The sequence below is a fragment of the Klebsiella oxytoca NBRC 105695 genome, assembly GCF_001598695.1.
Classification (GTDB): Bacteria; Pseudomonadota; Gammaproteobacteria; order Enterobacterales; family Enterobacteriaceae; genus Klebsiella; species Klebsiella oxytoca.
Map to the genome: position 1 here is coordinate 12,686 of NZ_BCZK01000017.1, position 23,004 is coordinate 35,689.

The following is a 23,004-nucleotide window of genomic DNA, read 5'->3' on the forward strand; positions in this document are numbered from 1 at the left end:
TCAAGCGACCTCTGAGTTAAATTTCGCAAATTGCCGCTATTTATTCGTTTGCTGAAGCGATTTCGCAACAATTGACGCGGGGGGTTTTACGTGGCTTTATAAAAGACGGTTGCTTATCCACTGCTCAAATTTTCGAGCGCCGGATATAACAAAATAAAATGAGATGGGGTGTCTGGGGTAACATGAACGAACAATATTCCGCTTTGCGTAGTAATGTCAGTATGCTCGGTAAGGTGCTGGGCGACACCATCAAGGATGCGCTAGGAGAAAACATTCTTGATCGTGTCGAAACTATCCGTAAGTTGTCCAAATCTTCTCGCGCTGGCAATGAAGCCAACCGCCAGGAGCTGCTCACCACGCTGCAAAACTTGTCCAACGACGAGCTGCTGCCGGTGGCGCGCGCCTTTAGCCAGTTTCTGAACCTGGCCAATACCGCTGAGCAATACCACAGCATTTCGCCAAAAGGCGAAGCGGCCAGTAATCCTGAAGTGATTGCCCGCACCCTGAGAAAGCTCAAAGAGCAACCGAATCTCAACGAAACGATTATTAAACAAGCCGTTGAATCCCTGTCGCTGGAACTGGTGCTGACCGCACACCCGACAGAAATCACGCGTCGTACGCTGATCCACAAGATGGGCGAGATCAACAACTGCCTGAAGCTGCTCGATAATAACGATATTGCTGACTATGAGCGCCACCAGGTCATGCGCCGTCTTCGCCAGCTGATTGCCCAGTCCTGGCATACCGATGAAATCCGTAAGCATCGCCCTACCCCGGTGGATGAAGCCAAATGGGGCTTCGCGGTTGTCGAAAATAGCCTGTGGGAAGGTGTACCAAACTACCTGCGTGAGCTGAATGAGCAGCTGGAAGATAACCTCAACTATCGGCTGCCGGTGGATTTTGTCCCGGTCCGCTTTACCTCGTGGATGGGCGGTGACCGCGACGGCAACCCGAACGTAACCGCCGACATTACCCGCCACGTCCTGCTGCTCAGCCGCTGGAAAGCCACCGATCTGTTCCTGAAAGACGTGCAGCTGCTGATTTCCGAGCTGTCAATGGTCGAGTGTACCGACGAGCTTCGTGAACTGGCAGGCGCGGAAGGCGCGCAGGAACCCTATCGTTACCTGATGAAAAAACTGCGCACGCAGCTGATGGAGACGCAGGCCTGGCTGGAAGCGCGCCTGAAGGGGCAGAAGCTGCCGAAACCGGCGGGCCTTATCACGCAAAACGAGCAGCTATGGGAACCGCTCTACGCCTGTTACCAGTCGCTCCAGGCCTGCGGTATGGGGATTATCGCCAACGGTGAGCTGCTCGATACCCTGCGCCGCGTAAAAGCCTTTGGCGTACCGCTGGTGCGTATCGATATCCGTCAGGAAAGCACCCGTCACACCGAAGCGCTGGGCGAGATGACCCGCTACCTCGGTATCGGCGACTATGAAAGCTGGTCAGAAGCTGACAAACAGGCCTTCCTGATCCGCGAACTGAATTCCAAACGTCCTCTGCTGCCGCGTCAGTGGGAGCCGAGCGAAGAAACCCGCGAAGTGCTTGAGACCTGCAAAGTCATCTCCGAAGCGCCGCGAGGCTCTATTGCAGCCTATGTGATTTCGATGGCCAAAACGCCGTCAGACGTCCTGGCAGTACATCTGCTGCTGAAAGAAGCCGGTATCGGCTTTGCGCTGCCGGTCGCTCCGCTGTTCGAAACCCTGGACGACCTGAATAACGCCGACGACGTTATGACCCAACTGCTGAATATCGACTGGTATCGCGGCTTTATCCAGGGCAAGCAGATGGTCATGATCGGCTATTCCGACTCGGCGAAAGATGCGGGCGTAATGGCCGCCTCCTGGGCGCAGTACCAGGCGCAGGACGCGTTAATTAAAACCTGTGAAAAGGCCGGCATTGAGCTGACGCTGTTCCACGGCCGCGGTGGTTCTATCGGTCGCGGCGGCGCGCCGGCGCACGCGGCCCTGCTCTCTCAGCCTCCGGGAAGTCTGAAAGGCGGCCTGCGCGTCACCGAACAGGGCGAGATGATCCGCTTTAAATACGGTCTGCCGGAAGTCACCATCAGCAGCCTGTCGCTCTACACCAGCGCGATTCTGGAAGCCAACCTGCTGCCGCCGCCGGAGCCAAAAGCGCAATGGCGCGACATCATGGCCGAGCTGTCCGACGTCTCCTGCGAGATGTATCGCGGCTACGTGCGTGAAAATAAAGATTTCGTTCCTTACTTCCGTTCCGCGACGCCGGAGCAGGAGCTGGGCAAACTGCCGCTGGGCTCGCGCCCGGCCAAACGTCGCCCGACCGGCGGCGTCGAGTCGCTGCGCGCCATTCCGTGGATCTTCGCATGGACGCAAAACCGCCTGATGCTGCCAGCCTGGCTGGGTGCCGGCGCTGCGCTGCAAAAAGTCGTCGAAGGCGGCAAGCAGAGCGAGCTGGAGAGCATGTGCCGCGACTGGCCGTTCTTCTCTACTCGTCTCGGCATGCTGGAGATGGTCTATTCAAAAGCCGATCTGTGGCTGGCGGAATATTACGATCAGCGTCTGGTGAAGCCCGAACTGTGGAAGCTGGGAGAAGAGCTGCGCGAACTGCTGTCTGCTGACATCAACGTGGTGCTGGCCATCGCCAACGATTCCCACCTGATGGCCGACCTGCCGTGGATCGCGGAGTCCATCCAGCTGCGTAATATCTATACCGACCCGCTGAACGTACTCCAGGCCGAACTGCTGCATCGTTCACGCCTGGCGGAAGAGAAAGGTGAAAAACCGGATCCGCGCGTTGAACAAGCGCTGATGGTCACCATCGCAGGCGTTGCGGCTGGTATGCGTAACACCGGCTAATTCGCCTTGAGAAACCTGTAGCCCGGCTAAGCGTGCGTAGCGCGAGCCGGGTTAAAAACCTCGGCCCCGGTAAGCATCGCGTTTACCGGGGATTTTTATTAGTGATGCAGCATTTCGTCGACAATCTGCTCTTTATGCAGCGCGTAAGGGTAGTAGGTCGGCCAGTTATCCATCTCTTTCAGCAGCGCTTCCTGCGACTCATTGCCCATAAAGATATGGAAATGTTGGGATTTGCGCGGCGCAATGGTGTGATCGCTAAACTGGACGAACTTTGGCGCTTTTGAATCCGCCTGCTGGCATTCAAAGAGGTAGCGCACGCCTTTTTTACCGGATGCGTAGGTCAGGATTTTGTAACCGGAATAGGCGTACTTACAGGTATTCACGGTTTTTCCAATGTGAAACTCCATGACGTTATCTTCGATACCAATCTGGTCCACATCGGTGGCATAGCCCTTCTTATAGTATTCCCGATATTCCGCCACGCTTTTACCGGCTTTTTTGGCCTTCTGCTCCAGCACGGCATCTAAATCGCCGTTCAGCAGATAGGGATTTACCGACTGCCAGATACCGTCCCAGTCGCTCAGCGCCCTGTCCTTTACATCCTGGTCGGCAAAAATGCCTTCACTCGCCTTTTGCTCTGCTTCGGTCAGCGCCGGGCCATGACTATGGTGGCCGTGGGCAACAGCCTGGCTGCTCGCCAGGACCAGGCTCATACCAAGCATAAGCGCGGAAATCTTTCGGGTCATCACTCTCTCCTGAGTTTAGGTTAGCAATAATATGTTACGGTATAACATAACATTAATATTATGCAACACACTTTCATACCCTGACTTCCCCTTTTCGGGATACCCATTGCGCCGAAAAGCAGCCGCTTTGGTCAGAAAATAATCCCTGAGATCTGTTTTAGCAGATGGGTTTTCAGTGGCCAGATAAAAAAACAGCAGATATCATGAAAAAACCTATGGCCTAATTTATCCATCAATAGTGGTTGTGCATTTTCTTGCAAAAGGGCAAAACATCGACAAACAAATAAACCTCATAGATATCAATATTTCTAAAAAAATAAAGTGAGTGGTTTATTAAAACCATCATCTGAATGTCCGCGCACCTTTTACTTTATATTTTACCAGCGAGGTACTCACACGCAACTCAACGGGATTGTTGTATTTTATATTTTTGATTATAAATCATAAATTTAACAATTAACCTTACATCATATAATTATAAGAGAAATCCTGGTCAATGGTTATTGACCGGGTCTCTTTTCTCAAATAACATTCAATATTAAATAACTACAAAACTCTCGCCCTTACTGTTTAAATTGATAAAGGACTTATCATGAAGTTTATAATTAAATCACTTACCTGTTTTATATTACTTAGCCCTTTTGTTTCTGCCGCAGCCACTGCATCCGATAAATGGTCTGGTTGTGCGCAAAAAGAATATCAAATTCAAAAACAGCTGGAGTATGCCAAAGCTTACGGAAATATACATAGAATCAGGGGGCTGGAAAGCGCGCTGACAAAAGTACAACGCTACTGCACAGACGGTAAACTTACTTCTGAGTGGCAAGAGAAGGTTGCAGACAAGGAGAGTAAGGTCCGCGAGCGCATGGAAGAACTACGCCACGCCCAGGCTTCAGGCGATCCAGAAAAAATCAGAAAAAAAGAGAAGAAGCTACAAGAAGCCAAAAATGAGCTTATGGAAGTACAATCTGGCCTCAATCAGTCACTGACCAGGCAATAAAGAAAAGAGACTGGACTAACCTCCTGGTTAAGCCAGCTCTCTTTCCGTAAGCTGATTGTCGACAAGATATTCCCCTCGCTCACTCCCATGTTAAGTAATGAAAAATCCTGATATGTGATGCCGCCAGAAGCAATCCGCCGTACGCAGAAATAACTTGTAAGCACATGATTGCAAAAATATAAAAACAGACAGAGCCGAAGAATAATCCTGCTTCGATGGAGTATCTTATGCCGCCCTCTGGTATTCTGCCTTTTCCACGATGTTCGGTATGATGCAGATAAAGCATGTTTTGCGGAGCGATAATGGATAACGGCATCAATCAGGTTATTGATTCTTTTATTAAAGGTCAGGCGGTAATCGGCAAAGTCCATTTTTCCACAGAGTCCAGACCGGCTTCTGAAAAAGCGCTATGCGTCGATTTTCCGCGCCTCGAAATCATGCTTGAGGGTCAGCTTCAGGATCCGGCGATTAAAGCCGATTGCGCCCGGCTCATGCCGCACGATGTGCTCTATATTCCGGCTGGTGGATGGAACGCTCCTCAATGGCTGGTGCCCTCCACGCTGTTAACCATCCTGTTTGGTAAACAACAGCTGGAATTCGCCCTGCGCCGCTGGGACGGCGGCGCGCTTAGCGTGCTGGATAAACAGCAGGTTCCGCGCCGCGGCCCCCGGGTCGGCTCTTTTCTTCTGCAGGCGCTAAATGAAATGCAGATGCAGCCGCAGGAACAGCACACGGCCCGCTGTATCGTCACCAGCCTGCTCAGCCACTGCGCCGATCTGCTGGGCAGTCAGGTGCAAACGTCATCGCGCAGCCAGGCGCTGTTTGAAGCGATTCGTAAGCATATTGATGCCCACTTTGCCGACCCGTTAACCCGGGAGTCGGTGGCGCAAGCGTTTTATCTCTCGCCTAACTATCTTTCCCATCTGTTCCAGAAATGCGGGCCAATGGGATTTAACGAATACCTGAATCATATTCGCCTGGAACAGGCCAGAATGCTGTTAAAAGGCCACGATATGAAAGTGAAAGATATCGCTCATGCCTGCGGTTTTGCCGACAGCAACTACTTCTGCCGCCTGTTCCGCAAAAACACCGAACGCTCGCCGTCAGAGTATCGCCGTCAGTATCATAGCCAGTTGACGGAAAAAACCGCTTCGCCGGAAAACTAGATTTTTGTGTGTTAAACCTGACTTTTGTACGTAGTTTTATCCCACTGTTGATCCTGCTCTCGAGATAAATGTGATCTAAATCACCCTTAGTCGTAATGCGTACATTTATCCAGTTTTTGGCAAATTTGTCATCTGGCGACCCTTCGAGTGAAAGCCGTATTCTTACCTCAACGACACCACGAATTAAGCACTGAGGAAAGCAATATGGAACTCTATCTGGACACCGCAAACGTAGCAGAAGTTGAACGCCTGGCCCGTATTTACCCGCTGGCAGGCGTGACCACTAACCCGAGCATTATCGCCGCAGGCAAAACGCCGGTTTGGGATGTTCTGCCGCGCCTGCAAAAAGCCGTCGGCCCGGAAGGTATTTTGTTCGCCCAGACCATGAGCCGCGACGCGCAGGGCATGGTGGAAGAAGCCAAGCACCTGAGCAACGCCGTTCCCGGTATCGTGGTAAAAATTCCGGTGACTGCCGAAGGCCTCGCTGCGATCAAACTGTTGAAAAAAGAAGGTATCCCCACGCTTGGTACGGCGGTCTATAGCGCATCTCAGGGCCTGCTGGCTGCGCTGGCCGGAGCAAAATACGTTGCACCTTACGTAAACCGCGTCGACGCCCAGGGCGGCGACGGCATCCGCATGGTCCAGGAGCTGCAATCTCTGCTGGAGCTGCATGCGCCGGAAAGCAAAGTGCTGGCCGCCAGCTTTAAGACGCCGCGCCAGGCGCTGGATTGCCTGTTAGCCGGTTGCGAAGCTATTACCCTGCCGTTAGATGTAGCGCAACAAATGCTCGGCACCCCTGCGGTAGAGTCAGCCATTGAGAAGTTTGAGCAGGACTGGAATAACGCTTTTGGAACTCTGAACCTGTAACCCGATCGGCGGACCGCCCCAGGAGGCGGCATCCCGGTCATCCAGGAGGAATAGAAATGGATCGCATTATTCAATCACCCGGTAAGTACATTCAGGGCGCGGACGCAATTTCTCGCCTTGGCGGATACCTCAAACCGCTGGCTGAGCGCTGGCTCATCGTTGGCGATAAATTTGTACTCGGTTTTGCCGAAGAAAAACTGCGTAAAAGCCTGGCAGATGCCGATCTGGTTGGCGAAATCGCGCCGTTTGGCGGCGAATGCTCACACAATGAAATCAACCGCTTGCGTGATATTGCCGGTTCCGCCCGCTGCACAGCCGTGCTGGGTATCGGCGGCGGCAAGACGCTGGATACCGCAAAAGCATTAGCACACTTTATGAATCTGCCGGTGGTGATTGCCCCGACGATTGCCTCCACCGATGCCCCCTGCAGCGCGCTCTCTGTCATCTATACCGATGACGGCGAGTTTGATAGCTACCTGATGCTGCCGCGCAACCCGAATATGGTCATTGTCGATACGCAAATCGTTGCCGGAGCCCCGGCGCGCCTGCTGGCGGCCGGTATCGGCGACGCGCTGGCGACCTGGTTTGAAGCGCGTGCCTGCTCCCGCAGCGGCGCCACCACCATGGCGGGCGGCAAATGTACTCAGGCAGCGCTGGCGCTGGCTGAACTGTGCTACAACACGCTGATTGAAGAAGGTGAAAAAGCGATGCTTGCGGCAGAGCAGCACGTTGTGACGCCAGCGCTGGAGCGGGTGATTGAAGCCAACACCTACCTGAGCGGCGTCGGCTTTGAAAGCGGCGGCCTGGCGGCTGCGCACGCTATCCACAACGGCCTGACCGCGATCCCGGATGCTCACCACTACTATCATGGTGAAAAAGTAGCTTTCGGTACGCTCACGCAGCTGGTACTGGAAAACGCGCCGGTAGAAGAGATCGAAACCGTAGCGGCGCTGTGCCATAGCGTCGGACTGCCTATCACCCTGGCGCAGCTGGATATTAAAGCCGATATCCCAGGCAAAATGCGTACCGTAGCGGAAGCCGCCTGCGCAGAAGGCGAAACCATCCATAATATGCCCGGCGGCGCAACGCCGGATCAGGTTTATGCCGCGCTTCTGGTTGCCGACCAGTACGGTCAACGCTTCCTGCAAGAGTGGGAATAACCCCTCCCGACATACCCGCCAGCAGGCGGGTATCTTCTTTTCACCCGCCATTGCCCGCCAAAACGATGTATTTTATAGTGCGATTTTCCTTTGGGTGAGTCGTAGATATGCAGTCATCAGATCGAAGAATGAGCATTTACGCTATTCTGCAGCAGGACAAAAAAGTCGTCGTCAATGAGCTCGCCGCAAAGTTCGCTGTCACTAAAATGACCATCCGTCGCGACCTCTCCTTCTTTGAAAAACAAGGTATTGTTAAAACGACCTACGGCGGAGCCTATTTGACCAGCGGCGCCAGCGCCGGTCACAGCTTTCTGCTGAACTCGATTCAAATGGATGATGATAAGCATCTCATAGGCCAGAAAGCCGCCGAACTGATTGAAGATGGCGATACCCTTATTATCGACTGCGGCGCTACTCCGCTGGCGCTCGCTCAGTTTATTTTAGATAAAAGAATCATGGTGATAACCAATTCCTTCCCGGTCGTTAATCTGCTGAAAGGACGAAAAAATATTAAATTGATCGTGGCGCCTGGCGAATATGACGAGGAGGCTCAGGGAATGATTTCTTTCAGTACCGCCGACTTCTTTCATAACATCCATGCCGACAAGGTCTTCCTTGGCACTCAGGGAATCAACGACGAGGGCGAGCTGACGGTAGCAACCATGGCCGGCGCGCACGTCAAGCAAACGCTGATGCGGGCCGGAAGACAGAAAATCCTGCTGGCGGACAAAACGAAATTTGGCCAAACGTTTCTTGCGGGTTACGGCCGTCTGGCAGACCTTGACTTCGCCGTTTGCCAGTCCGGTCTTTCCGCCGATATTCTCTCTCTGATGGACAGGCAAAACGTACAGCTACTGCTGGCTGAAAATCGCTTCTGATGGCCCGGCGTCCGCATAGGGTTAATTGAGCGTTTTGCGTTGATAATACTTATGCGTCCTGCCCCCGAGCGTCACGCTTCCTGAGGCTGATTAGGGTCAGCGCCAGGACAATCAGCACAATACCGGCGCCTTCAACCGGACCCGGGTTTTCCCCTAAGAGCCACCATGAAAACAGGACTCCGCAGACCGGGACCGCCAGGGTGCTCAGCCCCGCGACGCTGGCGGGCAAATTACGTAACACAAATAACCAGAGGCACCAGGCCAGCGCCGTGGCCAGAATCGCGCTATACCCCAACGCCCAAAAAACCCCAGGCTGCCAGTCAATGCTGCGCTGCGGCACCAGCCAGGCGACGGCGCTCATCACCAGCGCGCCATACAGCATTTGCCAGCTGGTCAAGGCCAGTAAATCCACGCGCGGATAGCGGGCATACATCCGCTTAACCACAATCGCGCTGGCCCCCCAGCTTATGCCAGAGAGGATTGCCAGCAGGGCGCTTTTCATCGACGAAAAATCGAGCTGCCACGGCTGCAGCACCAGCAATAAACCCAGCGCCGCCACGCCTATCGCGGCATACTGCAGCCGCCGCATGCGTTCTCCTAAAAATAGCGCCGCCATCATGACCACCCAAAACGGCATGGTATAGCTTAGAACCGCAACCTTCCCGGCCCCGCCGCTGACCAGCGCCCACTGGGCAAGCCCAACCATCCCGCAGGTCTGCAGCAGGGCAATCGCCAGTGTGTAGCCAAATGGCGTGGGCCGCATTCCGCGACCGCGCAGCAGCAAAACGATAAACAGCAAAGCCGCCCCCAAAATACAGCGCAGCGCGGTAAAATCGAACGCGCCGATATAGAGCGTCACCTGCTTCATCGCAATCCAGCTGTAGCTCCAGATAAGCGTCAGCACAATCAGGCCGCCGAAGGCCAACGGGCTATTTTTCCCTGCCATAATCATCATCCAACCATCATGAATATTTTGCGGGCACTATACTCGCTTTGCTGGCGGGACGATAAACCAAAAGCAGCGGCGTCGAATGCGTTTTCGACACCGCAGAGAAAAGAAGGAAGATAAGGGGAGGAAACTGAATCTTGTTTACGCCGGACGCACGCCCAGCGTGTGGCAAATCGCGTAGCTCATTTCCGCGCGGTTCAGGGTATAGAAGTGGAAATCTTTCACCCCTTCACGACTTAAAATCTTCACCATATCCATTGCGATATTCGCCCCTACCAGTTGGCGGGTTTCGGGGTCATTGTCCAGACCTTCAAACATTTTCGCCATCCACGTCGGGATACGCACGTTGGTCATGTCGGCAAATTTTTTCGCCTGCTTAAAGTTAGAGACCGGCAGAATACCCGGAATGATTTCGACATCGATACCCGCGGAGACGCAGCGGTCGCGGAAACGCAGGTAGCTTTCCACATCGAAGAAGAACTGGGTAATCGCGCGGTTTGCTCCGGCTTCGACTTTACGCTTCAGGTTGAGCAAGTCTGCCTGCGCGCTTTTAGCTTCGGGATGAACCTCCGGATAAGCCGCGACGGAAATATCAAAATCCCCGACCTCTTTCAGCAGAGTCACCAGGTCAGCGGCATACATATCCGGCTTTCCGCTGCCCGGCGGCAGGTCGCCGCGCAGCGCAACAATATGGCGGATCCCGCTATCCCAGTAATCTTTGGCAATGGTACGCAGCTCATCACGGCTGGCGTCAATACAGGTCAGATGCGGCGCGGCCTCAAGCCCGGTACGCTCCTTAATACCTTTGATAATGCTATGGGTACGGTCACGTTCACCGGAGTTGGCGCCGTAGGTTACGGAGACAAACTTCGGCTTCAGGCTGCTGAGGCGATCGATGGATTTCCAGAGGGTTTGCTCCATTTCACTGGTGCGCGGCGGAAAGAATTCAAAGGAGACGTTAATCTGGCCCTGTACTTCCGCCAGGCTCTGATTCAGGGCTTCCCGCTGATTGGCGTGAAAAAAGCTCATACCTTACCTCATCAATCGCATTTTATTGTTTGTTGTATCGCGAACTTCTATACGTTTAGACGTCCAGATGTAAAAATGACGGAAAAGGGCACTGGCGTCAATAGAAAAATCAGCGTAAACAGTGAGGAATATTCAGCCTGGATGAAATTAATTCATCTCCTCTTTACTAAGGCAATGATTTTTCAAGTACTGCGGTCAACTCTTCCAACAACATCTTATTTGCCGGCATCGTGACCACGCCCAGCCTGAGCGGAAGCTGCTGACTGGCATCCTGAAGAGGACAGAAAACCACACCCTGACGCTGAATAGCAGAAAAGGATGCCGGCAGTAAAATCATCCCTTCCCCACGCGCAATCCGCGCCAGCAGAACATCGTGCTCGGCGGGCTCCTCCACGTAGGCGGGCGTATAGCCAGTCCGGTCAAAAATGCGTCGCGTATAGTCAAAAAAATCGGGATTACGCTCGCGTTTAAACCAAAACAGCGGCCGGTGATTGAGCGCGCTTAACGCCAGATCCGCCTGACCGACCTCTGGCCAGGCTGCCGGTAGGGCCGCGATGAGCGGTTCATAATACGATAAAGCGCGCAGGTGAAGGCCATCGGTATTCAGCGGCAGGGCGATCAGCGCCGCATCGAGTGTACCCTTGCGCACCCGCTGAGCCAGCGCCGGCGAGGGCTGACGGGTAATATGCAAAGCGCGGTTATGTTCGCCCAAAGCAGCTTCTGCGGCGGCGAAAACTCCTTGTTCAAAAGCGGTCGTCAGGCCCAGACGAAGAGGCTGCTGCGAGTGTGCCGAGAGCTGGCTCAGCGCTGCCAGAGTGCGTTCCTGAAGCGCCAGCAGCGGCCGGACCATGTCCAGCACTCGCCTTCCCTCTTCGGTAAGAATCAGGCCTTTGGTATGGCGCAAAAATAACGTCAGCCCCAGCTGCGCCTCGAGATGGCGGATATGACGGCTCAGCGGCGGCTGCGAAATAAATAGCCGCTGCGCCGCCCGGCTGATGTTGTTTTCCTCCGCAACAACGGCGAAGTAGCGCAGCAGGCGAATATCCAGATTCTGTAAACGTGAATTTGTCATACTGAAAAGGTATCACGAAAAGGGTATTACTCAAGCCCGGTAAACTTCCCTAACCTTCATCGCTATGCACAATCACACTGAGGAAAAAGCGATGACCAGCGAACGTTTTACTATCGGACAAGAAATGCTACAGCGCGTGGATGGCAAAGGCGGTGATGCCGTCGTCAATAGCCTGAAGGATATTGCCCCCGATTTCGCCCGCTATCTGATTGAGTTTCCCTTCGGCGATATTTATGCCAGGCCAGGGCTCGATTTACGCAGCCGGGAAATCGCGACCATCGCGGCGCTTACGGCTCTCGGCAACGCCGCGCCGCAGCTAAAAGTGCATATCGCCGCCGGATTAAATGTCGGTCTGACGCAAGAAGAGATGACGGAAGTTATCATGCAAATGGCGGTCTATGCCGGATTCCCGGCGGCCCTGAATGGCCTGTTTGCCGCTAAAGAAGTTTTCGCAGCGCAGCGATCGGCAGGCCGGACTAACCGCCCGGCCTGAAACGACTATTTCTTCACATCGACGACACGCATGTCGTTAAGCTGCTCGTCCGTCACCTTATTTCCGGCTTTGAAGTAGTCCACTACCGCATTTGAAACGTAGTAGCCGCCGGAAGTATTACGCGCTTGCCCTTGGGTAAACGCGGCAAAACCATCGCCGCCATCGGCAAGGAAGCTGTTGGTGGCAATATGATAAACCGTGGCATCTTCAATCGGCTGACCATTGAGCAAAAACGATACGACGCGCTGGCCCACCGGTTTACTGCTGTCGTAGTTCATTTCCAGGCCTCTGGAGACCTGCAGCACGCCGTTGCTTAATCCCGCGCCATGCTCCATCAGGCTACGTAGCTGCTTCCCGGTTAAATCCATGGTGACCAGCTCGTTAGGGAACGGGAAGGTACTGATAACGGCTCCCATGCTCACTGCCCCGGCGGGAATTTCATTACGAATACCGCCTGAGTTAGTTAACGCCAGCTGCGTCTCCTTACCTGCCGCCTGCATCAAGGCATCCGCGGCAAGGTTGCCCAGCGGTGAAGAGACGCCATAAGCGCGAGTAAGCTCGACCGGCGCTTGAGCAATAACCTGCTGCACCACGCGATCCAGCTTTTTATTCCAGCCGTCGATGACCTGCTGCGTCTGCGGGTCAGGTTTCCACTCATCGGCATAGATAGTCTTCAGCTCGAAGTTCTTCACGGTGAACTGATGCGGTTTTTCCTGATAATCCAGCACCAGTTTCCCTACGTCGATGCCGCCGCTATCGGTAGAAAGAATTAACGTATTACCGACTTTAATCGGTTCCGGCGTGCCGACATGGGCATGGCCGGTAATCAAAATGTCCAGCCCGTTGACCTGGCTTGCGGTCTGAATATCTTTATCCAGCGCACGCCGTACATCGGTCCCCCCCTGACTCGACTGGCGTGCCGGGACGCCTTCGTGAATCAGAGCTACGGTCAGATCCACTTTACCTTTCAGTTCATCGATATAGTGCTGTAACCATTTCACCTCGTCGCGCGCTTCGATACCCACCCGCGTTGCGGCGGATACCGTATCGTCAAAGGCAAAAACGCCGTGCAGGCCGATCACGCCGATTTTCACGCCCTCTTTTTCGATAATGGTATAGGGCTTATCCCAGAACGCTTTATCGCTGTTCTGATAAAAAATGTTGCCCTGCACAATCGGGAATTTCGCCTGGCTAAGCTGGAGCAGCGTATTGTCCCAGCCGTGATCGAACTCATGGTTACCTATCGTCGCCGCATCGTAGGGCATGGTGTTCATGATATCGATAATTGCTTTGCCCTTTGTCAGGCTGCTGATATAGGGTCCGGTAAAATAGTCGCCGGCATCAAAAAACCAGGTCGCGCTATTTTTCGCCTTTTCCTGCTTAACCATCGTGGTGATATTCGCCCAGCCGCCGATGTCTCGTTTACCGTCGGCAATCCACGGCACTTTATAGGGTTCGACGTGGGCATGGAGATCGTTGGTGTAAATGAGGGTGACATCTTTGGCGCAGGCCCAGAAAGGCAAAGTCAGCAGGAGGGCGGCGCTCATTGTTTTTAATTTCATCGGAGTTCCTTTCAGAGAGGTCAAGAAGCGCTAAGTTACGTTCTGAAAGACTTTTTTATGTGAGAGCATTCACATTTGTATGCAACCTGAGCAGGGCAAAATTAACGACCTGCAAAAATCGTTGGTGCTGGCCCGCTTGTGGAGACTCTTTTTACCATTAACGCCTGTAAAACCTACGGTTGCCGTAACCTGGGTTTATCCTCTGCGGCCGACTACCGTTTTCCGGACTATCGGCTGGGTTATCCCGCGCTGTACTGCGCAGCCTGCGGCAGCTATCCACCGCTGTTTAATGATGATGAGTTCCGACCCTGGCTGGCCGCCTATCTGACGGATAACGCCCGGCGCTCTGGCTATTTTTGCCCGGCCTGTTATCGGCGAGATATAATTCGCTATGGCTACAACCCGAAGGGAACCCAGCGGCTTCAGTGCCGCCGCTGTGAAAAAGTCTGGACGCCAAAACATCACCATAGCCCGGTAATGGAGTACCCGCAGCATATCTGCAGCGTACCGTTGATTGTGCCGTTTCAGGGTCATGAGGCCGGGCAGAAACTCTATCTCTTACTCAGCTTCGACGCCGTACGCGGCAACGTTCTCCATCTTTCGTCGAACTTCACGCCTTTTCCGGTTGGCGCATCACTACGCTATCGCTGGCGGGGAAGAGAAGCGCCTCAGGGCATTGCGGGCGATATCGTTCAGCGAATCTCTCAGACCGAAGCGGGCTTTTTACAGCGCAGTCAATTCGATGAGATACAGTACGGCAGCGCCGCGCCAAAGCGTCATTCCCGCGGCGCCATTCTGCGCCCGGTCATCGCCGCACACGGTCATTTCAAGCTGCTCAGCCATCGTTTTCCAGCGATAAAAACGCACATCATTGCTCATGAATGTTTTTTACGCGGCGCGGCGATCGTTGCCTGGGCGCCTCTGTTTCGCCAGCAGAAAGGAGAGCTGTGGTATGTGGAGGAAGAGATAAACAACCCCGCCAGTTCGGCACCGTGGCGGCTGCAGGGCAAAACGCATCATGGCTGGTGGCAAAATCCGTGGCAGCTCTGGACGCAGGGAGAGAACCGAAAAATGGTCTGCCAGCTTTCCGGAACGCCGGACGAGAACGCCTCGCCCCCTGACCTCACGGCCAGCCGACGCTTCACAACCTGGCTGGAAAAGAGACCCGAGTTCACGCAAAGCGCCCTGTTTTCAGCAGGGCGGGTGACGCAAATACTGGTCTCATTGGCTCAAGAGTATAACGCGACGCTTACAGCAGCTGCGCCAGGCGATTGATATCCGACTGAATCGCCCCGGCGGTCACATCGCGACCGGCGCCCGGACCGCGGATCACCAGCGGGTTATCGCGATACCAGCGGCTCTCAATGGCAAAAACGTTATCACACGGCAGCAGCGCCGCCAGCGGGTGCTCTTCGCGCACCGCTTCCACGCCGACGCGAGCTTTACCGTTGGCGTCAAAACGCGCCACGTAGCGCAGCACCAACCCCATCTCGCGCGCCGCTTCCAGACGCTGCAGCATCTGGTCGTTCAGCGCTTCACCGTTCTCGAAGAAGTGATCCACCGAACCTTCTTCACAGTGGGCGGGCACCAGCGATTCTACGCGCACCTGATCCGGCTCGATGTCGTAGCCCGCTTCTCGTGCCAGGATCACCAGCTTACGCATGACGTCTTTCCCGGAAAGATCGACGCGCGGGTCCGGTTCCGTCAGCCCCTGCTGCCAGGCCTGATCGACCAGATCAGTAAACGGTACGGTGCCGTCAAACTGCAGGAACAGCCACGAGAGAGTGCCGGAGAAAATACCGCTCAGCGCCAAAATGGTATCGCCGCTATCAATCAAATCGCGCACCGTATGGTTGACCGGCAGACCGGCGCCGACGGTGGCGTTGTACAGCCAGTGGCGCCCGGTTTTCTCGAACGCATCGTGGATCTGGCGATATTTACTGCTGCTACTGGCGCCAGCCAGCTTATTCGCGCTGATAACGTGGAAGCCATGGCTGGCAAAATCGAGGTACTGATCGGCCAGCTGCTCGCTGGCGGTTACATCCAGCACCACTAAATCATCATACGGATGCGCGCGCATCCACAGGAACAGCGACTCTTCATCCTGCTCAACGGCCTCATCATTAAAGAAAGCCAGCGCGCGACTGGCGTCTAGCCCTTCATAATTGAGCAGACTGCGGCGGCTATCCACGACGCCGGCAAGGATGAATTCAAACCCGGTGCGGGCGGAAAGCGTGGTCTGCTCGCGAGCAAACAGCTCCAGCCAGCGGGAACCAATGTTGCCTTTACCAAACAGTATCAGACCAATGCGTTTTTCCGCGCGGAACAGCGACTGATGCAGGCCCTGGATAAGGCTTTCTGTCGGCCCGGCGCGCAGCACCGCGACCAGGCTAATCCCCTCTTCTGATTGCCAGGTGAACTCTACCGGCTGGCCTTTTAGCTGCTGCCAGAAGCGGTGGCAGTGCAGCGGGTTACGGGTCACGCCAGCGCCGACCATCGCCACCAGCGCCAGCTTCTGACGCAGGCGCAGCTCGCCCGGCAACCCCGCTTCGTCGAGCAGCTTCAGGGCGCTGTCGGCAACTTCTGAGGTGTAGCAGAACTGCAGCAGCTTACGGTCGGCATGTACGCCAACCGCCAGCGGACGCAGCTGAGCGCGTTTTAAAATCGCGTCCAGCTCTTTATGCGCCAGTTTGAAATCCTGGCCGCCGGGCACCTGGAACTCAATCAGGCAGACATCATCATGGCTGGTAACGATTCGCGCGCCGGTACCGGAAGCCAGTACGCGTTCGATGCGCGTAGAGCCCTGATCCGGGGTGTAGCTACAGCGTAATTGTAAATCGATATCGCTGCCGGAAACCGGCTGCAGCGTACGGGCGTGCAGTACCGGAGCCGCCAGACGGGCCAGTTCGCTGGCTTCATCAAGACGCAGCAGCGGTAACAGGCAGGCATCTTTCACTTTGCGCGGATCCGCGCTGTAGACCCCGGCCACGTCGCTCCAGATAGTGACGCGGGACGCCCCGGCCAGCGCGCCGATCTGGGTGGCGGAATAGTCGGAACCGTTACGCCCGAGCAGTACGGTTTCCCCGGCGTTGTTACGCGAGATAAAGCCGGTTACAACCAGGCGTTTATTCGGATGCTGCGCTATCAGCTGCTGCAAAAGCGGGTAGGATAAACCTTCATCCACCTGCGGCTGTGGGGAGCGCTCGGCGCGTAAGAAGCTACGCGCATCCAGCCAGGCGGCTTCTACGCCCAGGTGATTCAACACCGCCGCCATCAGGCGGGCCGACCAGATTTCGCCGTGGCCGACGACTTCGGCATAGACCGCGTCCGTTACGCCGCCATCAAGCAGCCCGGCAAGGCGTTCAAGATCCAGAATAAACGTGGCGATTAGCGCGTCGGCAGCGTCCGGAGCAAGCAATCCGGAAATCAGCTCCATCTGATAACGACGAAGCGATTGTTGCACCTGATGCGCAGAGAGGCGATCGGTCTGGCTGAGCTTCAGCCAGCTGATCAACTGGTTGGTGGTACTGCCGGCGGCGGAGACGACCATCATATCGCCCGCCTGCGAATACTCCGTCATGATACCCGCGACGCGCAGGTAACATTTCGCATCCGCTAAACTACTCCCACCAAATTTGTGCAGCTGACGACCCTTCGCCCCTGCCTGCGCAATCACACTCATGTTTATTCCTCGTTTGCTGCCCGGAAGCCATTTTCCAGGTCGGCAATTAAATCTTCACCATCTTCAATACCGGTCGAAATACGCAGAAGCGTTTCTGAGATCCCGGCGGCCGCACGCGCTTCAGGCGCCATGCCCGCATGGGTCATCGTCGCGGCGTGAGAAATCAGGCTTTCCACGCCGCCCAGCGATTCCGCCAGCGTAAATAGCGATAACCCGCTCAGGAAACGACGCAGCGTCTGCTCATCGCCATCCAGCTCGAAGCTTAACATCGCCCCAAAGCCTTTTTGCTGACGCGCCGCAATCTCATGCCCCTGGTTTTCCGGCAGGGACGGATGGTACAGTTTTTTCACCAGCGGCTGGGTTTTCAGGTAGTCGACAATCGCCAGCGCGTTGCGCTGCGCCACTTCCATACGCGGAGAAAGCGTACGTAAACCGCGCAGCAGCAGATAGCTATCAAACGCCCCGCCGGTGACGCCGATATTATTCGCCCACCATGCCAGTTCGGTGACGGTCGCCGGATCTTTGGCGATAACCACCCCGGCCACCACATCAGAATGACCGTTCAAATATTTGGTGCATGAATGCAACACCAGATCGGCGCCCAGCGCCAGCGGATTCTGCAAAGCCGGGCTCAGGAAGGTGTTATCAACCACGCTGACCGCTCCAGCCTCACGCGCCAGACCGCAGATTTTCGCAATATCCACAACTCTCAGCAATGGATTACTTGGGCTTTCGACCAGAACCAGCTTCGGTTTCTCCGCCAGTGCGGCGCGCAGCGCCTGTTCGTCATTCTGATCGACAAACAGCACGCGATAGCAGCCACGCTTCGCCAGGCTATCAAACAGACGGTAGCTGCCGCCGTAGCAGTCGTGAGGCGCCACCAGCAGATCGCCCGGTTTCAGGAAGACGGTAGTCACCAGCAGAATTGCCGACATCCCGGTATTCGTCAGGACCGCCCCTGCGCCGCCCTCCAGCTCCGCCAGCGCGCGCTGCACAACATCACGTGTCGGATTACCACGACGAGAGTAGTCGTGGGCGCGCGGTTCGTTAAATCCGGTGAAGTTATAGGTGCTGGAGAGATGAATGGGCGGGACAACGCAACCGTACTGCTCGTCGTCATTTAAACCGCTACGCACTGCGATGGTGGCCTGTTTACGCGTCATGTTGGGGAGTTCCTGGCTGAGTCGGTGAAAAGTCAGGTGTCAGAGTAATCATTGTTATAATAGACGTCAATACATCTGGACATCTAAACTTCTTTGCGTATAGATTGAGCAAACCGGAAATAGCCGTTAAAATTATATGCATTAGCGCACATCCGTGGCGGCTTGTTTGGTGTCAGACGCGCCCCTCTACGGTAAACTACGCGCAATTATGGCCGGGACTCACGTTCAGGCCCTTAACTAATGAATAGAGGATTAAAGGTAACTCATGGCTGAATGGAGCGGCGAATATATCAGCCCATACGCTGAGCACGGTAAGAAGAGTGAACAAGTAAAAAAAATTACGGTTTCCATTCCTCTGAAGGTGTTAAAAATCCTCACCGATGAACGCACGCGTCGTCAGGTGAACAACCTGCGTCACGCGACTAACAGCGAACTGCTGTGCGAAGCGTTCCTGCATGCCTTTACCGGTCAACCGTTGCCTAACGATGAAGACCTGCGTAAAGAGCGCAGCGATGAAATCCCGGAAGCGGCAAAAGAGATTATGCGCGAACTGGGCATCGACCCGGATACGTGGGAATACTAAAATCACTCAGGGCGGCGGGGCAAACCAGCCGCTCTTTTTAGTTGGATAACAAGGATGTTATGCCATGAAATACTGCGTACTGGCGCTGAGCCTGGCGTCGGCCTTTCCGGCGCACGCCTGGGTGCCGCAAACCGGCGATATCGTTTTTCAAATCTCCCGCTCATCGCAAAGCAAAGCCATTCAGCTGGCGACCCATTCCGCTTACAGCCACACCGGTATGGTGGTGATCCGTAATAAAAAACCTTACGTCTTTGAAGCCATCGGGCCCGTGGTTTACACGCCGCTGCAAAAGCTGAGCGAGTTCGACCTCAGATCCCCGCTCGTTCGTACCAGACTCAGAGAGCGTTACGGTCAGGCGATCCCGATGGACGAAACCGTCATCTCGCCGCAGGCGCTATTTGACGCGCCGCAGCTGGAAACCGTTGAAAAAAACTGGCCTCTGTTCCCGAGGTAATTGATCGTGAAAAATCTGCTTGTTGCCTGGATAGTCTTCCTGCTTTACGGCTGCGCCACCTATCCTCAGGCCATCAAACCGACGCCAGAAAAACCGTCGTCCGGGCCAGAAATCTATCTCGTCAATCACGGCTGGCACACCGGGATTATCCTGGCCGCCAATGACGTGAACAAAATTCTGCCGCAGCTTAACGTACGCTTTCCTCAGCGGGAACAGTGGTATGAAATCGGCTGGGGCGATAAAGGTTTTTATCAATCGCAGGAGATAACCACCCGACTTACGCTGCAGGCTATGTTCTGGTCATCCGGCGCGGTAATGCACGTAGTCGCCTTTTCAGGAGCGCCCGAAAGCTATTTTTCCGCAAGCGCAATGACGGCATTAATCCTTACCCCGGGCCAGAATAGCAGCCTGCTGCGCTACATCGGTCGCAGCTTTGCCCGTAATGAACGAGGGGAGCTGATACCGTTGAAAAAAGGGATCTACGGCGACAGCCAGTTTTACGCAGCAAACGGCCGCTACGGGATATTTAATACCTGTAATAAATGGACGGCAAAGGGACTGGAAAGCGCGGGAATGACCATGAACACTTCGTTAAAACTGACGGCGGGAAGCGTGATGAAGGCGGTAGAAGAGAATAAAGGCTGCCTGAATCGATACTGCTATCCTCTGTAAAGCAGAGACAAAAAAGCCGCCCTGAGGCGGCTTCTTCAGCAAATTACTTGCTGGTACCCGGTACGCTGAAACGCTTGTTGAAGCGGTCAACACGACCACCGGTAGCAACATCACGCTGTTTGCCAGTGTAGAACGGGTGGCATTTACCGCACACGTCGAGGTTCAGGTCGTGACCTACGGTAGAACGGATTTTCATGACGTTACCGCAAGAGCAGGAAGCAGTAACTTCTTCGTATTTCGGATGAATATCTTTTTTCATGGGAGAACCTCAGTTAAGGCCGCGTCGCTCTTCCAGCCCTAACGCCAGACACCACGCGATGTTAATAATTCCCGGAGCGATTACACTACCGGGTAATAGATTTTGATGCTACACGAAGCACATCAAAGGCGGCGAATCATACAGAATTTGACCAGCATATGCAAACTGATCCGCGAGCCCTTATCACAATGTGTATACTAACCCGCCAGATTTCAAGTCAGGAAGATTAAATGCCCGTCGCTCATGTTGCCCTGCCCGTTCCGCTGCCCCGCACTTTTGACTATTTGCTGCCTGAAGGTATGCCGGTCAAAGCGGGCTGTCGCGTGCGCGTTCCGTTCGGCAAGCAGGAGCGGATAGGTATCGTGACGGCAGTCAGCGAACGTAGCGAGCTGCCGCTTGACGAACTCAAGCCGGTGGCCGAAGTTCTTGATGCCGAGCCGGTCTTCTCCTCTTCGGTCTGGCGGCTGCTGCTGTGGGCGGCGGACTATTACCACCATCCCATCGGCGATGTTCTGTTTCACGCGCTACCGATCATGCTGCGCCAGGGGAAGCCCGCCAGCGCGGCGCCAATGTGGTACTGGTTTGCCACCGAGCAGGGGCAAGCGGTTGATATCAACAGCCTTAAGCGCTCGCGCAAACAGCAGCAGGCGCTGGCGGCGCTGCGTCAGGGAAAAATCTGGCGCCATCAGGTTGCCGAACTGGAATTTAACGATGCCGCGCTGCAGGCGCTGCGGGGTAAAGGCCTTGCCGAACTCGCCAGCGAAGCGCCCGCTATCACCGACTGGCGAACAGGCTTCTCGGTGCCCGGAGAGCGCCTGCGGCTTAATACCGAACAGGCCACCGCCGTTGGCGCGATTCATAGCGCCTCGGACCGTTTTTCCGCCTGGCTGCTGGCCGGGATCACCGGCTCCGGCAAAACGGAAGTTTATCTGAGCGTCCTTGAAAACGTGCTGTCGCAGGGGCGCCAGGCGCTGGTAATGGTGCCGGAAATCGGCCTGACGCCGCAAACAATCGCCCGTTTCCGCCACCGTTTTAACGCCCCGGTAGAAGTCCTGCACTCCGGGCTGAACGACAGCGAGCGCCTCTCCGCGTGGCTAAAAGCCAAAAACGGCGAAGCGGCGATTGTGATCGGAACCCGCTCGTCGCTATTTACCCCTTTTAAAGACCTCGGGGTAATCGTGATCGATGAAGAGCACGACAGCTCTTACAAACAGCAGGAGGGCTGGCGCTACCATGCGCGCGATCTGGCGGTCTGGCGCGCCCACAGCGAGCAAATCCCGATCATCCTGGGCACGGCAACCCCGGCGCTGGAAACGCTTCATAACGTCCGCCAGGGCAAGTATCGCCAGCTCAAGCTGACCAGGCGCGCGGGAAATGCGCGGCCGGCTCAACAGCATGTCCTGGATTTAAAAGGCCAGCAGCTGCAGGCCGGGCTGTCCCCGGCGCTGATTAGCCGCATGCGCCAGCATCTGCAGGCCGATAACCAGGTCATTCTGTTTTTGAACCGCCGCGGATTCGCGCCGGCGCTGTTGTGCCACGACTGCGGCTGGATAGCAGAGTGCCCGCGCTGCGACAGCTACTACACGCTGCATCAGGCTCAGCATCATCTGCGCTGCCACCACTGCGACAGCCAGCGTCCGATCCCGCGCCAGTGCCCCTCCTGCGGCTCTACGCATCTGGTGCCGGTAGGTTTGGGCACTGAGCAGCTTGAACAGGCGCTGGGACCGCTGTTCCCCGATATCCCGATTTCCCGTATCGACAGAGATACCACCAGCCGCAAAGGCGCGCTTGAGCAATATCTTGCCGATGTTAATCGCGGTGGCGCGCGCATTCTTATCGGCACACAGATGCTGGCTAAGGGTCACCACTTCCCGGATGTCACCCTGGTTTCCCTGCTGGACGTTGACGGTGCGCTGTTCTCCGCCGATTTCCGCTCGGCGGAGCGCTTCGCTCAGCTTTATACCCAGGTATCGGGCCGCGCAGGCCGTGCCGGCAAACAGGGCGAGGTGATCCTGCAGACCCATCATCCTGAGCATCCGCTGCTGCAAACGCTCCTCTATAAAGGATACGACGCGTTTGCTGAGCAGGCGCTGGCGGAGCGGCAAAGCATGCAGCTGCCGCCGTGGACCAGCCACGTGCTGATTCGCGCCGAAGACCATAACAATCAGCAGGCGCCGCTCTTTTTACAGCAGTTGCGGAATTTACTGCAGGCCAGCCCGCTGGCGGATAGCAAGCTCTGGGTGCTAGGTCCGGTTCCGGCGCTGGCGCCAAAGCGCGGAGGCCGCTGGCGCTGGCAAATACTCCTGCAGCATCCGTCGCGTAGTCAGCTACAGCATATCGTCAGCGGGACGCTGGCGTTGATCAACACGCTGCCGGAAGCGCGAAAAGTGAAATGGGTTCTGGATGTCGATCCTATTGAAGGTTAAGGCTTCTGT

The 23,004-nt window shown here is 55.3% G+C and carries 20 protein-coding genes; 12 read left to right on the plus strand and 8 right to left on the minus strand.

Features of this window, described 5'->3' with window-relative positions:
* The first annotated feature begins 182 nt into the window (after nucleotides 1–182).
* Nucleotides 183–2,834: a phosphoenolpyruvate carboxylase gene (gene ppc, locus KO1_RS22960; protein WP_004107564.1), complete on the plus strand. Its 2,652-nt coding sequence runs from the start codon at nucleotides 183–185 to the stop codon at nucleotides 2,832–2,834.
* A 98-nt stretch (nucleotides 2,835–2,932) separates the two neighbouring features.
* On the opposite strand, the gene zinT is transcribed toward ppc, so the two are convergent.
* Complete coding sequence (zinT, locus tag KO1_RS22965; RefSeq protein WP_016809664.1) at nucleotides 2,933–3,580, minus strand: metal-binding protein ZinT; 648 nt, start codon at nucleotides 3,578–3,580, stop codon at nucleotides 2,933–2,935.
* Nucleotides 3,581–4,172: 592 nt separating this feature from the next.
* Here zinT and KO1_RS22970 point away from each other — a divergent pair.
* From KO1_RS22970 to KO1_RS22990, 5 genes are all read left to right on the plus strand, one after another.
* Entirely contained in the window at nucleotides 4,173–4,580 is a 408-nt protein-coding gene (locus KO1_RS22970) for a DUF1090 domain-containing protein (RefSeq protein WP_004107560.1), read from the plus strand.
* Nucleotides 4,581–4,882: 302 nt separating this feature from the next.
* Nucleotides 4,883–5,746 carry a helix-turn-helix transcriptional regulator gene (locus tag KO1_RS22975; RefSeq protein ID WP_004107559.1) on the plus strand — a complete coding sequence of 288 codons (864 nt, stop codon included), beginning with the start codon at nucleotides 4,883–4,885 and terminating at the stop codon, nucleotides 5,744–5,746.
* A 204-nt stretch (nucleotides 5,747–5,950) separates the two neighbouring features.
* Nucleotides 5,951–6,613 carry a fructose-6-phosphate aldolase gene (fsa, locus tag KO1_RS22980; RefSeq protein WP_053064502.1) on the plus strand — a complete coding sequence of 221 codons (663 nt, stop codon included), beginning with the start codon at nucleotides 5,951–5,953 and terminating at the stop codon, nucleotides 6,611–6,613.
* 56 nt (nucleotides 6,614–6,669) lie between these two features.
* The gene (gene gldA, locus KO1_RS22985) at nucleotides 6,670–7,773 is read left to right on the plus strand and encodes a bifunctional L-1,2-propanediol dehydrogenase/glycerol dehydrogenase (RefSeq protein ID WP_004107557.1); all 1,104 of its coding nucleotides are present in this window, start codon (nucleotides 6,670–6,672) and stop codon (nucleotides 7,771–7,773) included.
* Nucleotides 7,774–7,901: 128 nt separating this feature from the next.
* On the plus strand, nucleotides 7,902–8,651 hold the full coding sequence (locus KO1_RS22990) for a DeoR/GlpR family DNA-binding transcription regulator (RefSeq protein ID WP_024274868.1): 750 nt from the start codon (nucleotides 7,902–7,904) through the stop codon (nucleotides 8,649–8,651).
* 49 nt (nucleotides 8,652–8,700) lie between these two features.
* Here KO1_RS22990 and KO1_RS22995 read toward each other — a convergent pair whose 3' ends face one another.
* The 3 genes from KO1_RS22995 to KO1_RS23005 all read right to left on the minus strand — a co-directional run bounded on the left by KO1_RS22995 (nucleotide 8,701) and on the right by KO1_RS23005 (nucleotide 11,701).
* On the minus strand, nucleotides 8,701–9,597 hold the full coding sequence (locus KO1_RS22995; RefSeq protein WP_160887294.1) for a DMT family transporter: 897 nt from the start codon (nucleotides 9,595–9,597) through the stop codon (nucleotides 8,701–8,703).
* 144 nt (nucleotides 9,598–9,741) lie between these two features.
* Entirely contained in the window at nucleotides 9,742–10,629 is an 888-nt protein-coding gene (gene metF, locus KO1_RS23000) for a methylenetetrahydrofolate reductase (RefSeq protein ID WP_004107554.1), read from the minus strand.
* Nucleotides 10,630–10,795: 166 nt separating this feature from the next.
* Nucleotides 10,796–11,701, minus strand: a complete 906-nt coding sequence (locus tag KO1_RS23005; protein ID WP_049593738.1) for a LysR family transcriptional regulator — start codon at nucleotides 11,699–11,701, stop codon at nucleotides 10,796–10,798.
* Between the two features lie 91 nt (nucleotides 11,702–11,792).
* On the opposite strand from KO1_RS23005, the gene KO1_RS23010 reads away from it, so the two are divergent.
* On the plus strand, nucleotides 11,793–12,194 hold the full coding sequence (locus KO1_RS23010; protein ID WP_004107552.1) for a carboxymuconolactone decarboxylase family protein: 402 nt from the start codon (nucleotides 11,793–11,795) through the stop codon (nucleotides 12,192–12,194).
* 5 nt (nucleotides 12,195–12,199) lie between these two features.
* On the opposite strand, the gene KO1_RS23015 is transcribed toward KO1_RS23010, so the two are convergent.
* Nucleotides 12,200–13,756 carry a bifunctional metallophosphatase/5'-nucleotidase gene (locus tag KO1_RS23015; RefSeq protein WP_024274866.1) on the minus strand — a complete coding sequence of 519 codons (1,557 nt, stop codon included), beginning with the start codon at nucleotides 13,754–13,756 and terminating at the stop codon, nucleotides 12,200–12,202.
* Nucleotides 13,757–13,894: 138 nt separating this feature from the next.
* Between KO1_RS23015 and KO1_RS23020 the strand changes: the two genes are divergently transcribed.
* A complete protein-coding gene (locus tag KO1_RS23020; protein WP_064407121.1) occupies nucleotides 13,895–15,031 on the plus strand; it encodes a hypothetical protein in 1,137 nt (378 codons plus the stop codon).
* On the opposite strand, the gene KO1_RS23025 is transcribed toward KO1_RS23020, so the two are convergent.
* Nucleotides 15,006–17,438: a bifunctional aspartate kinase/homoserine dehydrogenase II gene (locus KO1_RS23025; protein WP_004107549.1), complete on the minus strand. Its 2,433-nt coding sequence runs from the start codon at nucleotides 17,436–17,438 to the stop codon at nucleotides 15,006–15,008. The genes KO1_RS23020 and KO1_RS23025 overlap by 26 nt on opposite strands.
* A 2-nt stretch (nucleotides 17,439–17,440) precedes the next feature.
* Nucleotides 17,441–18,601, minus strand: coding sequence for a cystathionine gamma-synthase (gene metB, locus KO1_RS23030; protein ID WP_004107548.1), 1,161 nt, complete (start codon nucleotides 18,599–18,601; stop codon nucleotides 17,441–17,443).
* Nucleotides 18,602–18,866: 265 nt separating this feature from the next.
* On the opposite strand from metB, the gene metJ reads away from it, so the two are divergent.
* From metJ to KO1_RS23045, 3 genes are all read left to right on the plus strand, one after another.
* A complete protein-coding gene (gene metJ, locus KO1_RS23035) occupies nucleotides 18,867–19,184 on the plus strand; it encodes a met regulon transcriptional regulator MetJ (protein WP_004107547.1) in 318 nt (105 codons plus the stop codon).
* Between the two features lie 64 nt (nucleotides 19,185–19,248).
* Nucleotides 19,249–19,638, plus strand: coding sequence for a YiiX/YebB-like N1pC/P60 family cysteine hydrolase (locus KO1_RS23040; RefSeq protein WP_004107546.1), 390 nt, complete (start codon nucleotides 19,249–19,251; stop codon nucleotides 19,636–19,638).
* A gap of 6 nt (nucleotides 19,639–19,644) precedes the next feature.
* Nucleotides 19,645–20,310: a TIGR02117 family protein gene (locus tag KO1_RS23045; RefSeq protein ID WP_049593737.1), complete on the plus strand. Its 666-nt coding sequence runs from the start codon at nucleotides 19,645–19,647 to the stop codon at nucleotides 20,308–20,310.
* Between the two features lie 43 nt (nucleotides 20,311–20,353).
* On the opposite strand, the gene rpmE is transcribed toward KO1_RS23045, so the two are convergent.
* The gene (rpmE, locus tag KO1_RS23050) at nucleotides 20,354–20,569 is read right to left on the minus strand and encodes a 50S ribosomal protein L31 (protein WP_004107543.1); all 216 of its coding nucleotides are present in this window, start codon (nucleotides 20,567–20,569) and stop codon (nucleotides 20,354–20,356) included.
* Nucleotides 20,570–20,799: 230 nt separating this feature from the next.
* Here rpmE and priA point away from each other — a divergent pair, with 230 nt between their 5' ends.
* Nucleotides 20,800–22,995, plus strand: coding sequence for a primosomal protein N' (gene priA, locus KO1_RS23055; protein ID WP_004116876.1), 2,196 nt, complete (start codon nucleotides 20,800–20,802; stop codon nucleotides 22,993–22,995).
* Nucleotides 22,996–23,004 lie beyond the last annotated feature (9 nt).